The 12,694-nt window shown below is 62.6% G+C and carries 15 protein-coding genes, 1 tRNA gene and 1 pseudogene; 9 read left to right on the forward strand and 8 right to left on the reverse strand.

Going from position 1 to position 12,694, the window contains the following annotated elements; translation table 11 throughout:
- On the forward strand, positions 1–351 hold a 351-nt coding region (locus tag EOB36_RS20250; protein WP_164897567.1), incomplete at its 5' end, for a helix-turn-helix domain-containing protein.
- A 2-nt stretch (positions 352–353) separates the two neighbouring features.
- Positions 354–587: pseudogene (locus tag EOB36_RS20255) on the forward strand (FAD-dependent monooxygenase); the annotation flags it as partial.
- On the opposite strand, the gene EOB36_RS20260 reads toward EOB36_RS20255, so the two are convergent.
- Positions 550–1,311, reverse strand: coding sequence for a glutathione S-transferase family protein (locus EOB36_RS20260; RefSeq protein WP_127205212.1), 762 nt, complete (start codon positions 1,309–1,311; stop codon positions 550–552). The pseudogene EOB36_RS20255 and the gene EOB36_RS20260 overlap by 38 nt on opposite strands.
- Positions 1,312–1,409: 98 nt before the next feature.
- Here EOB36_RS20260 and EOB36_RS20265 point away from each other — a divergent pair, with 98 nt between their 5' ends.
- The gene (locus EOB36_RS20265) at positions 1,410–1,868 is read left to right on the forward strand and encodes a MarR family winged helix-turn-helix transcriptional regulator (RefSeq protein WP_095483409.1); all 459 of its coding nucleotides are present in this window, start codon (positions 1,410–1,412) and stop codon (positions 1,866–1,868) included.
- Between the two features lie 19 nt (positions 1,869–1,887).
- Here EOB36_RS20265 and EOB36_RS20270 read toward each other — a convergent pair whose 3' ends face one another.
- Complete coding sequence (locus tag EOB36_RS20270; RefSeq protein WP_128285544.1) at positions 1,888–2,316, reverse strand: DUF1772 domain-containing protein; 429 nt, start codon at positions 2,314–2,316, stop codon at positions 1,888–1,890.
- Positions 2,317–2,484: 168 nt separating this feature from the next.
- On the opposite strand from EOB36_RS20270, the gene EOB36_RS20275 reads away from it, so the two are divergent.
- Positions 2,485–3,138 carry a TetR/AcrR family transcriptional regulator gene (locus tag EOB36_RS20275; RefSeq protein ID WP_164897568.1) on the forward strand — a complete coding sequence of 218 codons (654 nt, stop codon included), beginning with the start codon at positions 2,485–2,487 and terminating at the stop codon, positions 3,136–3,138.
- A 137-nt stretch (positions 3,139–3,275) separates the two neighbouring features.
- Positions 3,276–4,295, forward strand: coding sequence for a ketol-acid reductoisomerase (ilvC, locus tag EOB36_RS20280; protein WP_095483411.1), 1,020 nt, complete (start codon positions 3,276–3,278; stop codon positions 4,293–4,295).
- 211 nt (positions 4,296–4,506) lie between these two features.
- Here the strand turns inward: ilvC and EOB36_RS20285 are convergent, their stop codons facing one another.
- Positions 4,507–4,791 carry a PilZ domain-containing protein gene (locus EOB36_RS20285; protein WP_095483412.1) on the reverse strand — a complete coding sequence of 95 codons (285 nt, stop codon included), beginning with the start codon at positions 4,789–4,791 and terminating at the stop codon, positions 4,507–4,509.
- A gap of 203 nt (positions 4,792–4,994) precedes the next feature.
- Positions 4,995–5,558: a BA14K family protein gene (locus EOB36_RS20290; protein ID WP_128285545.1), complete on the reverse strand. Its 564-nt coding sequence runs from the start codon at positions 5,556–5,558 to the stop codon at positions 4,995–4,997.
- 165 nt (positions 5,559–5,723) lie between these two features.
- On the opposite strand from EOB36_RS20290, the gene EOB36_RS20295 reads away from it, so the two are divergent.
- Both EOB36_RS20295 and EOB36_RS20300 read left to right on the forward strand, forming a co-directional pair.
- Complete coding sequence (locus EOB36_RS20295) at positions 5,724–6,836, forward strand: endonuclease/exonuclease/phosphatase family protein (protein WP_095483414.1); 1,113 nt, start codon at positions 5,724–5,726, stop codon at positions 6,834–6,836.
- Between the two features lie 151 nt (positions 6,837–6,987).
- A complete protein-coding gene (locus EOB36_RS20300) occupies positions 6,988–7,704 on the forward strand; it encodes a hypothetical protein (protein WP_128285546.1) in 717 nt (238 codons plus the stop codon).
- A gap of 100 nt (positions 7,705–7,804) precedes the next feature.
- On the opposite strand, the gene EOB36_RS20305 is transcribed toward EOB36_RS20300, so the two are convergent.
- The 4 genes from EOB36_RS20305 to EOB36_RS20320 all read right to left on the reverse strand — a co-directional run bounded on the left by EOB36_RS20305 (position 7,805) and on the right by EOB36_RS20320 (position 11,397).
- Positions 7,805–8,047 carry a hypothetical protein gene (locus EOB36_RS20305; protein ID WP_095483416.1) on the reverse strand — a complete coding sequence of 81 codons (243 nt, stop codon included), beginning with the start codon at positions 8,045–8,047 and terminating at the stop codon, positions 7,805–7,807.
- Between the two features lie 125 nt (positions 8,048–8,172).
- The gene (locus EOB36_RS20310; protein ID WP_128285547.1) at positions 8,173–9,390 is read right to left on the reverse strand and encodes an ABC transporter permease; all 1,218 of its coding nucleotides are present in this window, start codon (positions 9,388–9,390) and stop codon (positions 8,173–8,175) included.
- Positions 9,387–10,100: an ABC transporter ATP-binding protein gene (locus EOB36_RS20315; protein ID WP_095483486.1), complete on the reverse strand. Its 714-nt coding sequence runs from the start codon at positions 10,098–10,100 to the stop codon at positions 9,387–9,389. The genes EOB36_RS20310 and EOB36_RS20315 overlap by 4 nt, the downstream gene beginning before the upstream one ends.
- Before the next feature lie 4 nt (positions 10,101–10,104).
- The gene (locus tag EOB36_RS20320; protein ID WP_128285548.1) at positions 10,105–11,397 is read right to left on the reverse strand and encodes an efflux RND transporter periplasmic adaptor subunit; all 1,293 of its coding nucleotides are present in this window, start codon (positions 11,395–11,397) and stop codon (positions 10,105–10,107) included.
- 114 nt (positions 11,398–11,511) lie between these two features.
- Between EOB36_RS20320 and EOB36_RS20325 the strand changes: the two genes are divergently transcribed.
- Both EOB36_RS20325 and EOB36_RS20330 read left to right on the forward strand, forming a co-directional pair.
- Positions 11,512–12,423, forward strand: coding sequence for a PhzF family phenazine biosynthesis protein (locus tag EOB36_RS20325; protein ID WP_128285549.1), 912 nt, complete (start codon positions 11,512–11,514; stop codon positions 12,421–12,423).
- Positions 12,424–12,527: 104 nt separating this feature from the next.
- Positions 12,528–12,603, forward strand: a tRNA-Lys gene (locus tag EOB36_RS20330).
- Positions 12,604–12,694 lie beyond the last annotated feature (91 nt).

Raw genomic sequence — 12,694 nt, forward strand, 5'->3', positions numbered from 1 at the left:
GGGGGCAACATTGCGGACTGTCCCGTTCGCGATGTGATCCAGGGCATCAGCAACAAATGGAGTTCGCTGCTGATGATGGCGCTGGCGGAGAAGCCGTACCGGTTCGGCGAATTGCGGCGGCTGGTGCCTGACATTTCACAGCGCATGCTCACCCAGACGCTGCACGATTTGCAGCGCGACGGCTACGTCCATCGCGAGGTATTCCCGACCAAGCCGCCGAGCGTCGAATACAGTCTGACCGATCTCGGACGCTCGATGTTCGGGCCGCTGCACCAGCTGCTCCAGTGGGCCGAGCTCAATCATGGCGCTGTGCGCGCCGCGCGGAACGCCTTCGACGCTACCGAGGCCTAACCCAGGCGCGGCGGTGGCACGCGCGGGTATTTCAGGCGCTGTCGCTGATGCTGACGCCGTTCTACCAGTCGGATTCGACCGTGATGCCGTTCGTCCGCGACAGGCTGGTGGCGTCAGTGGCAAAAATCCCGCCGGCGCCAAACATCCTTGCCTCGATGGTGGCTGGAACCGTGGTCGATCCGTTCAGGCGGATCGGGATCAAAAAAGCGCAGTGGCCGCTTCGGTGCGGCGGATGATGGTCGAAAGATGTGAACCCCTCGCTTGCAGGAATGCATGAAGGCGCTGTGGATAATCCGGGGTGACAGCGTTCTTCACCGCTTTGCGTTCGTGCAATCCCTTCCGCCAGGCCTCGACAAGCGGCTTTCCGCTCAGGATGCCGAAATCGCCGATCCGATCGAAGGCGTCGAAATAGCGGAAGATTGGTCCATAGACGGTATCGACCAATGAAAAGCGCTCGCCGGCGAACCATGGTCCAGCTCGGCCAGTCGCCAGTTCCGCTTCGAGACGACCAAACATTGCCGACAGACCTTCGCTTTCGGCAAGGAAGGCGGCCTCGCTCGGTGCGGAATAGAAACGACCAATTGCGTTGAGGATGGCCGAGCCGAACTCGATCCAGGCGCGATGCCGGGCGCGGGCCAGCGGGTCGGCAGGGTGGAGTGGGTTGCCCTGCGTTTCTTCAAGGAATTCGAGGATGACCGCCGATTCGAAAATCACCGTTTCCTCGCCATTCCGCTGCACGCGCAGCAGCGGCACCTTGCCGAGCGGCGATATCGCCTTGAACCAGGCCGGCTTGTTGGCAAGATCGATGGTGAGGCGTTCGAACGGCACGCCCTTTTCGGCGAGCGAGATCGCCGCGCGCTGCACATAGGGACAAAGGTGGTGGCTGACGAGAACGAGCTTGTCGGTCACCAGGCTGCCCGTCTCCGGGATGTCGGCGATCTTGCAGATTTCATGTTTCATGGTAGCACCTCCGTTATCAATGCAGTTGCATCTATATAGATGCATTTGCATCTACTGGCAAGCTTGATGCAGTTGCATCTATCGCCTATGCTGCAATCATGACGGAGAAAACCAATCCTTCGCCCGCGGTCATCAAGGCCTGGGCGCGCCTGATGCGCGTTTCGCGCCAGCTGGTGGAAAGAGCCGAAGACGCGCTGAAGGACAGCAGCTTACCGCCGCTTGCCTGGTACGACGTGCTGCATGAGCTTGCCGAAGCAGGTGAGGGCGGGTTGCGGCCATTCCAGCTGATCGAGCGCACACTGTTTGCGCAATACAACATCTCCCGGCTGCTGGCGCGGCTCGAAGCGGACGGGCTGGTCGAGAAGCTCAGGGTTGCCGATGACGGGCGAGGACAGACTATCCGCATTACGGGCAAGGGGCGCGAGACGCGCCGCCGCATGTGGGCCGTCTACGGACGATCGATCGTGGAGCTGGTCGGTGCCAGGCTTTCCAACGATGACCTGGAAACCTTGTCGGCTCTGCTTGGGCGGCTGCGCTATCCAGCCGCCCTGGAGTGATGTGGCCGTTGGCGCGACCTCAGATACTGCCCCAGAGGAATGCCAGTGCCGCCAGCACGCCAAGCATGACGCGAACCAGATGCAGATTGCCCCATTTGATGATCAATTCCCTGGCCCGCGGATCGGCGGCAGCCGCGTCCATCACCTCCAGCAATCGGTTTGTCGGCATCATTGCGATCAGCGTCCATGGCCAGGGTAGGATGATCAGCACCGCCCCGACCAGATAGGCGAGACTGCCGGTCTGCCACCAAGCAACGACACCAAGAACACAGGCGACCACGGCGATCGACGCCTGCATTGCGGCGCCGCGCTTGTAGGAAGGCTGCCATTCCTGCAGCAACGCCCGGTCATCGAGGCGAAGCCGCGCCGGCTGCTCGGCGACGCTGACATAGATGGCGGCGCCGGCGAAAGCGGCGGTAACGGTCAAGGCGAGCAGGCCGATGACCATCTTCCCTCCGTGATACGCCGTTCTCCGTAAGGGCTGTCCTTTTTGGAAGGCGTCAAAATGGAGATAGGGGCTTGCACCGGCTCGGACAATACGCCATAGAAGTGCCGAACCGTAACGTACGGTACTGGGCTCTGAGTGAATGCCGCCGTCTTCGAGCAGGAAAAGAGTTTGTTGCAGGCAAGCGCCGACATCGACACCAGCGAAGCGCTGACGGAGCGGCAGAAAGCTGTGCTCGACGCTGCCCTTCGCCTGCTGGTCGAGGAGGGCGATCAGTTGACCATGACCGCCGTGGCGCGGCGGGCGAGCTGTTCCAAGGAAACGCTCTACAAATGGTTCGGCGATCGCGACGGGCTTTTGACTGCAACGGTGCAATGGCAGGCCTCCAAGGTGCGCGTGGTCCCGGTCGACCGCAAGGGGCTCGACCTTGTCTCGCTGACGGCGAGCCTCGGGCGCTTCGCTTCTGACTGGCTCAAGGTGATTTCGAGCGACACCTCGATCGCGCTCAACCGCGTCGCGGTCAGTCACGCCGGATCCGGCAAGGACGATCTCGGCGCCATCGTGCTGGAGAACGGCCGCTTCGCGCTGGCCAGGCGCCTGAAGCCGGTGCTGGAAGCTGGCCAGCAGGCCGGGCTTCTTGAGTTCTCGGATGCCGAAGCGGCATTCCGCACCTTTTTCGGGCTGGTCGCCCGTGACGTGCAGATTCGCCTTCTGCTCGGCGACCGGCTGGAAATGACTGATGCGGCGATCGGCAGCGATGCCGTCCGGGCGACGCAGCAGTTTCTCGCTCTCTACGGAGCAAAAACCGGGCCGCAAGGCCCCTAGAGCCGGATGATTTCAGGTCAAGTCGACCTGAAATCGGAATCCGGCTCTAAATCAAAGAGATAGAGCATGATGTCGTCCGAAAACCGCTTCACACTTTTCGGCATCATGCTCTGAATTCACAACGGGAAGGAAGAAAAATGCGTGTCTATTACGATCGCGATGCCGATCTCAACCTGATCAAGGGCAAGAAGGTCGCCATCATCGGCTATGGCAGCCAGGGCAGGGCGCATGCGCTCAACCTTAAGGATTCCGGCGCCAAGGACATCGCCATCGGCCTCAAGGCCGGCTCGGCGACCGCCAAGAAGGTCGAGGCCGACGGGCTCAAGGTGATGAGCGTGGCAGAAGCCGCCAAGTGGGCCGACCTGATGATGATGGCGACGCCGGACGAATTGCAGGCCGACATCTACAAAAACGAGATCGCGCCGAACATCCGCGACGGCGCGGCGATCGCTTTCGCCCACGGCCTCAACGTGCACTTCGGCCTGATCGAGCCGAAGGCCTCGGTCGACGTCGTCATGATCGCGCCGAAGGGACCCGGCCACACCGTGCGCGGCGAATACCAGAAGGGCGGCGGCGTGCCGTGCCTGGTCGCCGTCAACCAGGACGCTTCGGGCAATGCGCTCGATCTGGCTTTGTCCTATGCCTGCGGCGTCGGTGGCGGCCGTTCGGGCATCATCGAGACCAATTTCCGCGAGGAATGCGAGACCGATCTGTTCGGCGAGCAGGTTGTGCTGTGCGGCGGTCTGGTCGAACTGATCCGCGCCGGTTTCGAGACGCTGGTGGAAGCCGGCTATGCACCGGAGATGGCCTATTTCGAATGCCTGCACGAGGTCAAGCTGATCGTCGATTTGATCTATGAGGGCGGCATCGCCAACATGAACTACTCGATCTCGAACACCGCCGAATGGGGCGAATATGTTTCGGGCCCGCGCATCATCACCGCCGACACCAAGGCCGAGATGAAGCGCGTGCTGAAGGATATCCAGACCGGCAAGTTCACCTCGGAATGGATGCAGGAATACCGCGCCGGCATGTCGCGCTTCAAGGGCATCCGCCGTAACAACGACAGCCACCAGATCGAGGAAGTCGGCGCCAAGCTGCGCGCGATGATGCCGTGGATTTCGAAGAACAAGCTGGTCGACAAGGCCAAGAACTGATCGAAATCCAAGTTCGTTTCCTTGCGCGTCCTCGGGCTTCGCTCTGCGGGCGCGCGGGAGATTTCGAAGGACAAGCTGGTCGACAAGGCTAAGAATTAATTCGCAATTTTATCAATGCGCAAGGAAAAGCCGGCGGAGCGCTCCGCCGGCTTTTTTTGTACCGTGGTTCTGTTGGTCCGGATGCGAGTTTCGGGTTCGCCACCGCAAGCAATCAGCCGTAGTGCCAGTGAGGCTTTGGCGCGGTGCCGGTGAACATGACGCCGATGCGGTCCTCGCGACGCCAGCGGACCGCTGCCTTGTAGGCGATGCCGTCGGTCGGCACATAGAGCAGGAACTCGTCGGGCACGCGAGCGTCGATCGAGACCTTCAGTTCGGCGCCGCCGGCATGCATGTTGCGCACCGTGCATGTGACCTCGGAATTGGTCACGCCGGTCAGGATCGTCGCGCCCTTGAAGACGCGCTGCCTGCGTTGATCCCTGTGTTCGTCTTCAGCCATCGCGCGCCCAATCCCCGGCGATCGTCGCATTTCATGTGGTGCGATCGGCAAGATAATTAGGCCTGCCTGATAAACATAGCGTTATCGTCGGCGGCGAAAACGATTTCGCGGTGTCCCGGCCGGACAGAGAATAGTTCAGGAGAAGATGGGGCAGATGAAACGGCGCCGCGAGGGGACGGCGCCGTCCGGAATGCATCAGTCGATCAGCTGTAGGGCGACCAGCACTGCTGGCGTGGACCGCCATAGGGCTGGAATGTGTTGTCCCAGGCGCGATACGAGCGGTACCGATTATAGCACCACCGGACGTGAGCGCTCGACCCTGCACGATAATAGCGGCGCGGTGGCGGCGCATCGTAATAGTTGTAGTTGCTGTACATGCTGCCAAGGCCGAGCCCGAGGCCGAGGCCGAGAATCGCGGCGCCCGCGCCATCATCGTAGTAGCGGCCGCGGTAATGGCGGCGATGATGACGCCAACGCCAGTCGTCTCCGCGATTCCAGTGCCTACGGTGCCAGTTACCGCGGTCCCAATTGCCCGACCTTGAAAATCGGCGGCCGTCATGGCGACGCCATTGCCAGTTGTTGAAGCGACGGTCGTTGCCGCCAGCCCAGCTATCGCGGACAGGCGTGATTGTCGGTGCAACGGTGCTGGCGGGCACCGAAAATTCGGGTTGCATGATCGGGCCGGCGGCGGACGGCGCGGTGATGCCGGAGATGAGACCGAAGGCTATCAGCCCTGATTTGACCGTCGAAGAAAAGAGCGAGTTCATTGCACTCTCCAAGAGATTTCAGGCCCCACGCCCAGAATACCCCGGGGAAGAACATCATTCATGGAACTTCGCGCCTGAACGGAGGATGAACGGAAGGTTCCGTCAACCATAGCGGGCAGGGCAGGCCCTTGTTTTCGGGCGCGCTTGCGGGCAAAGGTCACCGCCATGTCGCTGCGCCTTGCCACCTTCAATGTCGAAAACCTGATGAACAGGTTTGATTTTTCCGGATACCGCAACCAGCTCAACGAAGATCGCACGCTGGCGCTCTTCGACATTCAGAGCGAGGCCGAATACAAGATGCTGGAGCAGGCGCGGGCGATCGCGCAATCCGACGATACGCGCCAGTTGACGGCGCTGGCCATCGCGGCCACCCGCGCCGACATCATCTGCATGCAGGAAGTCGATAACATCGAGGCACTGAAGGCATTCGAATACGGCTATCTGTTCAAGATGGTCGGGCACGGCTACCGGCAGAAATACACCACCGCCGGCAACGATTCGCGCGGCATCGACGTCGCCGTGATGATGCGCAACGAGACCGCGCAAGGCCAGCCGATCGAATTCGTGCGCATGACAAGCCACGCCTATGTCACGTTCGAGCAGTTCGGCTTGCACACGCCTGAACTGGCGGCGCTTGGGCATCAGGCCAATCAGCGCATCTTCCGGCGCGACTGCCTGGAAATCGACCTGAAGGTAGGCGGCGTGCCGCTGACGCTTTATCTCGTGCACTTCAAGTCGATGGGTTCGCCCCGCAACGGTCTTGACGGGCGCGAGGCGACGATGCCGCTGCGCATTGCCGAGGCGCAAGCGGTGCGCCGGATCATCGAGGAGCGTTTCGGTGGGGATCATGCGGCCGACAAGCGCTGGGCGATCTGCGGCGACATGAACGACTATCGGCAGCGCGTAAAGGTCTCCGGCGACGCCTTTGACGGCTACCGCTTCGAGGTGGTCAACGAGAGCCAGTCCTGCCTCAACGTGCTCACCGCCGGCGGCTTTTGCGAAAACGCGGTCGAGCGGCGGCCGGAGATGGATCGCTGGACCTTCTACCACACGCGCGGGCCTGAGGAGCGGCATCTGTGCCAGCTCGACTACATCCTGTTATCGAAGGGCCTGGCCGGCAAGAACACGACAGCCGTTCCCGACATCATCCGCAACGGCCAGCCTTGGCGCACGATTTTTCCGGCGGGCCAGGAGGTGGACCGCTTTCCGCGTGCCGGCTGGGACCGGCCGAAGGCGTCCGACCACTGTCCGGTGGCGATCACCCTGGACATGGCCTGAGGTGTGTTGATATTCAGGTGATGCCGGCCTGCAAACGGCGGCTTCCTGCGCTTCCGGTGCTCACGTACCCAAAAGTACGCTCCGCTCCGGTTCTCGGAAATCACCATTTTCGGCTCGGCCTGACCTGAATCTCAACACACCTCAGAGTAAGATGACCTTTGACCTGCCGCGCAACGTCATCCTGCCGGTCGACGCCGTCAATGTCAGGCTCGACCCCGGCCCGCATCCGTTCGAACGCGACAATGCGCAAGCGATCGCCGAGAACTGGGGCCGTGAGATCGCGGCCAATCCGGCGTTGTTCGACGGCACCGTGGTGCTGCTTTCGGCGCTCAGCTATCGCGACAACAGCCTTGTCGGCCGCTGCCATGCGGTGCGCTACTCGACCTTCATGCTTTGGCGCAGCGATCGGCAGGTGGCTGGGGCCGAGCACGCCTATGCCCATGCCATGCTGGTCGCCGGCGACAATGCGCTGGTGGCGATCCGCATGGCGTCGCACACGGTCAATGCCGGCCGCGTCTATTTCGCCGCCGGCTCGTTCGAGCCAACCGATTTCCGCGACGGCCTTGTCGATGTCGACTTCAACATGATCCGCGAGGTGCGGGAAGAAACCGGCCTCGGCCTTGCCGGACTAACACGCGGCAAGCGTTATTACGCCCTGTCGACGGCAAGCGGCACGGTGATCTTTCGCCGCTATCGCGAGACGGCATCCGCCGACGAGATCGCGCAGCGCATCAGCGCCTTTGTCGCTGCCGAGGCCGAGCCGGAAATCGAAGGGCCTGTCATCATCCGCAACGCCGATGACCTGCCGGACGGGCTGATGCCGCATATGAAGCCACTGATCGAGTGGCATTTTGCCGACAAGGACTAATGCATCGGCCCGAAAATCGGAATCGATTTTCGGAAAGCGCGATGCACAGATTCAAAGTGTTTAGAGCGTACTTTGTGCGTCCAAGTGGATGCCCGTCGCTCTAACGGCGCATTTTGTTTTCGATGGTTTTGCGATCGTTGCGGGCGGCGACGAAAAACAGCATGACGCCGACACCGAGCAGCGCCCCCATCGCCGTTCCCATCGTCTGACCGACAACCTGCTGGAAATCGGCGGTGACATGATCGGGGTTGGCCATGCCATAGCTGGCCAAGTACCACCAGAGCCCCGCCAATGCGGCCTCGACGATCACCGTTATCAAAATTACTCGCTCTTTCTTGCTCATCCCACTATTCCCCCCATGTCCCCAAGGCGATTGCTATCACCGCAAACCGTGCGGCGACAGAGGGCAAGGTGGGGGCAGGATAAAAATTTCGGGGAACGTCTGAAGGCGGCGCACGCTGCGCCGCGCTATTCATGCCTCAGCGCGTCGATCGGATCGAGCCGTGCGCCACGCAGCGCCGGGAAGAAGCCGAACACCATGCCGATCAGCGCCGAGAAGCCGACAGCGAGCAGGATGACCGCCAGGCTTGGCGCGAATGGGATGGCCAGCGTCAGCGAGGCAAGACCGGCCAGCGCCAGGCCGATCAGGATGCCGATAATGCCGCCGAGCAGCGACAGCACGGTCGCCTCGACCAGGAACTGGATGAGAATGTGCTTTTCATGCGCGCCGATGGCGAGCCGGATGCCGATCTCGCGGGTCCGTTCGGTGACCGACACCAGCATGATGTTCATGATGCCGATGCCGCCGACGAGCAGGCTGACGCCGGCGACCGCGCCCAGCATGCCGGTCATCGTCGTGGTGGCGCTCGCCATGGCGTCGGCGATCTGGGTCATGTCGCGGATCGAGAAATCGTCTTCGCGGTCGGGCGTGATGCGGCGCGTGTCGCGCAAGATGTCCTCGACGCGGGGCAGCAGCTCGGTGGTCGGCGTCCTGTCATCGGCGGCGACGTAGATCGATTCGATGTCGCGATTGCCGGCAATGCGGCGTTGATAGGCGGCGAGCGGCATCAGCACGACGTTGTCCTGGTCCTGGCCGAAGCCGGTATAGCCCTTCGGCTCGAGCAGGCCGATGATCTTGCAGGATGTGCGATTGACGCGGATGATCTCGCCTTCGGGGTCGCCTGCGCCAAAGAACTGCTGGCGCACCGTTTCGCCGATCAGGCAGACGCCGGTGCCCGAGCGGGTCTCCGAATCGCTGAACGGGCGGCCCGAAACCAGCTTCCAGTCGCGCGCATCGAGATAGGCGCTATCGGTGCCGGTGACACCCGATGTCAGGCTTTCGGTGCCGAAGATGACGCGGACCTGCTTCTGCGAGGCCGGCGAGATGGCGCGGGCGCCGCTCAGATGGGTGACGAGCGCGGCAAGGTCCTTTTGGGCAAGCGGACGGACCACCTGGTCGAGCCCTCCCGGTCCGCCGGGCCCCGCGGGACGGCCGGAACGGACGACGAGCAGATTGCTGCCGAGCTTGGAGATATCGGCCTTTACCTTTTCGGTGGTGCCCGAGCCGATGGTGAGCATGGCGATGACGGCGGCGACGCCGATCACGATGCCGAGCAGCGTCAAAAACGAGCGCAGCACGTTGCGGCGGACCGAAAGCAGCGAGAGGCGGACGGTTTCCCAGATCATGGTGACACCATCTCGAGATTCACGGTGTCGGAGGCGACGTGGCCGTCGAGGAAGCGAATCGTGCGCTCGGCATAGGCAGCGACATCGGCCTCATGCGTGACCATGGCGATGGTGAGGCCAAGCTCAGTGTTCAGCCTGGTCAAGAGTTCCATGATCTCGTGGGTGCGGGCGGTATCGAGATTGCCGGTCGGTTCGTCGGCGACGAGCAGGGTCGGCCTGGTGACGATGGCGCGTGCGATCGCCACGCGCTGCTGCTGGCCACCAGAGAGCTCGGCCGGTGTGTGATGCTCGCGGCCGACAAGGCCGACTTCGGCCAGCGCTTTCATGGCCAGGTCGTGGCGTTCGCGGGCGGCGACGCCGCGATAGATCAGCGGTAGTTCGACATTTTCCACCGCCGTGGTGCGCGGCAGCAGGTTGTAGCCCTGGAAGACGAAGCCGACATAGAGGTTGCGCAGCATGGCGCGGCGGTTGCGGTCGAGACGGCCGGCGTCGATGCCCATGAAGCTGTAGGTTCCGGCGGTCGGCGTGTCGAGGCAGCCGATGATGTTCATCGCCGTCGACTTGCCCGAGCCGGACGGACCCATGATGGCGACGAATTCGCCGCTGCGGATGGCAAGATCGACGCCAGCCAGCGCATGGACCGTGGCCTCGCCCTGGCCATAGCTTTTCCAGACCTTGTCGAAGGTGATGAGGGTCGCGCCCGCCGCCATGGTCTCAGCTCCGCTGCTGAGCGGCGGTGATGACTTGCGCACCTTCTTCGAGGCCGGAGGTGATCTCGGTCAGTTCGCCATCGGTGGAGCCAGTCTTGACGTTGACGGGCCGAGGCCGGCCATTCTCGAGCACGTAGAGCGCGCGCGAGCCATCGGTAGGCTGCGCCGTCGCCTGGCGCTGGCGGTTGCCGCCTGGGCGGCCCATGCGGCCCGTGAACAGGTCGCTCAGGCTCCACCCGCGGGCGGCTGTTTGCGCCGGCCGGTAACGGAAAGCCGTCGACGGCACGGTGAGCACGCCCTTGGCCTCTCTGGTGACGACCGAAACGGTGGCAGTCATGCCGGGCCGCAACAGAAGCTCGTTGTTGTCGACTTCGAACCGCGCGTCATAGGTGACGACGCCGTCAGTGGTGACCGAAGCATAGGAGATGTCGCGGATCTCGGCATCGAACGGCCGGTCCGGAAAGGCATCGACGGTGAAACGAGCATGCTGACCGGGCTTGACCGCGCCGATGTCGGCCTCGTCGACCGCTGCCTTCAATTCCATGTTCCTGAGGTCGGCGGCGATGACGAACAGCACCGGCGCCTGCAGCGAGGAGGCAACCGTCTGGCCGGGATCGACCGAGCGCGTCAGAACAATGCCATCGATGGGCGCATAGATGGTGCTCTTGGCGAAGTCCGTCTGCTGCGCCTTGAGATCGGCATTGGCGATGGCAAGATTGGCTTTGGCGCTGTCGAGCGCTGCCTTGGAGCGGTCGCGCGTCGCGGTCGCCGCTTCAAGCGACTGGTCCGTCGCCATGCCGCGCTTTGTCAGTGCCGCCGCGCGCACAAGCGCCCGTTCGTTTTCGGTGAGGGTTACGGTGGCGTCTTCGACATTGGCGGCCGCCGCCTTGGCGGAAGCCTCGGCACGCTCGATCTGCACCTCCAGCTTGGCCGTGTCGAGCGCCGCCAGCACATCGCCCTTCTTCACCTGCTGGTTCTCGTTGACCGCAACCGAGCGGACGACGCCGGACAGTTCGCTCGAAATGTCGACCTGGGTGAGCGGCTGCAGCGTGCCGGTCGCCGACACCTCGACCGTGAGGTCGGCGACAGCGGCTGGCGCCGTGGTATAGTCGATCTTGGCGGGAGACGCGGCATACCATTGGTAGCCGGCGATCCCAGCCGCGATGACGATCAAAGCAAGCAGGCCATAGAGCCAGAAGCGACGCCGTTTCTTCTTCAGACCCTGGTGGTCAAGCCCGAGCGCCGTCTCGATGGTGGAAGCGGATTCCACTTTTGGCAGATTGACAATCTGGTCCACGCCGGACCCCTATAATATCAGTGATGTCCCAATCAGTGCACAGATCAGGCCTAATGGTTCAAATATCAAATTAAATTTCGCCCATGTTGGGATTGAGGCAGAAGGCTTTCTACAATGCTGACCCGGAATTACTTACTTTACGACGTGTTCACGACCGAGCGGCTGGCCGGCAATCCGCTGGCCGTCGTGCTGGACAGCAAGGGGCTGGACACGGCCGCGATGCAGGCCATCGCACGCGAGTTCAACCTGTCGGAAACCGTCTTCGTGCTGCCGGCGGACAATCCCAAGCACCGCGCCCGCATCCGCATCTTCACGCCCGATTACGAAATGCCGTTCGCCGGCCATCCGACCGTCGGCTCCGCGATCGCGCTTGCCGAAATGGCTGGCGATGGCGACACCGCCGGCATCTTTGTCCTGGAAGAAAACATCGGCCCGGTGCGCTGCGCCGTCAGCAAGCACGGCGGCGCCACCTTTGCCGAGTTCGACCTGGCCAAACTGCCGGAGCAGCTGGAATTGTCCGCTGACCCGGAAGCGATCGGCGCGGCGCTTGGCCTGGGGCCGCACGAAATCGGCTTCGAGAATCACCGCGTTTCGTTCTGGTCGGCCGGCGTGCCCTACGTGACCATCCCGGTCGCCGATCTGGAGGCGGCCGCCCGGATAAGGCTGGACAACCAGGCGTGGTCGGAATTGGCACCCCGCAAGAGCGAATGGGCCTCCGCCAGCCCGTATGTCTACTGCCGCGAGACGGTGAAACACGACAACGCATTCCATGTCCGCATGATCGTGCCGGGCAATCCTTCCTATGAAGATCCGGCAACCGGTTCGGCAGCGGCGGCCTTTGCCGGCGTGATCATGCACTACGACGGCCCGAGAGAGGGTGTTTCCCAGCGTTGGATCGAGCAAGGACTGGAGATGGGGCGGCCTTCGCGCATTCGCCTCGAACTGACTGTCGAAGGCGGCAAACTCGCCGCCGCCCGCATCGGCGGCCATGCCGTCAAGGTGGCGGAAGGCCGGTTGTTTGTCTGATCGCCATTGGCTCGAGGCGATTTGTCGGGAAATGAATCCGGCAGGGCTGGACATGGCCGATGGCGGCGGCTATATGCCCGCCGACGCTGGTTTTACCGGCGAGTGGGTGCGTAGCTCAGTTGGTAGAGCAGCTGACTCTTAATCAGCGGGTCACAGGTTCGATCCCTGTCGCACCCACCATTATTTCTCAAGGCTTTGCGGGTTTCCGAGGTGTAGAGCGAAAAACGCCCTGCCAACACTCTGCCAACAAATTCCATGGCCTGATTTTTCC

Source organism: Mesorhizobium sp. M6A.T.Cr.TU.017.01.1.1, from assembly GCF_004023115.1.
GTDB lineage: Bacteria > Pseudomonadota > Alphaproteobacteria > Rhizobiales > Rhizobiaceae > Mesorhizobium > Mesorhizobium mediterraneum.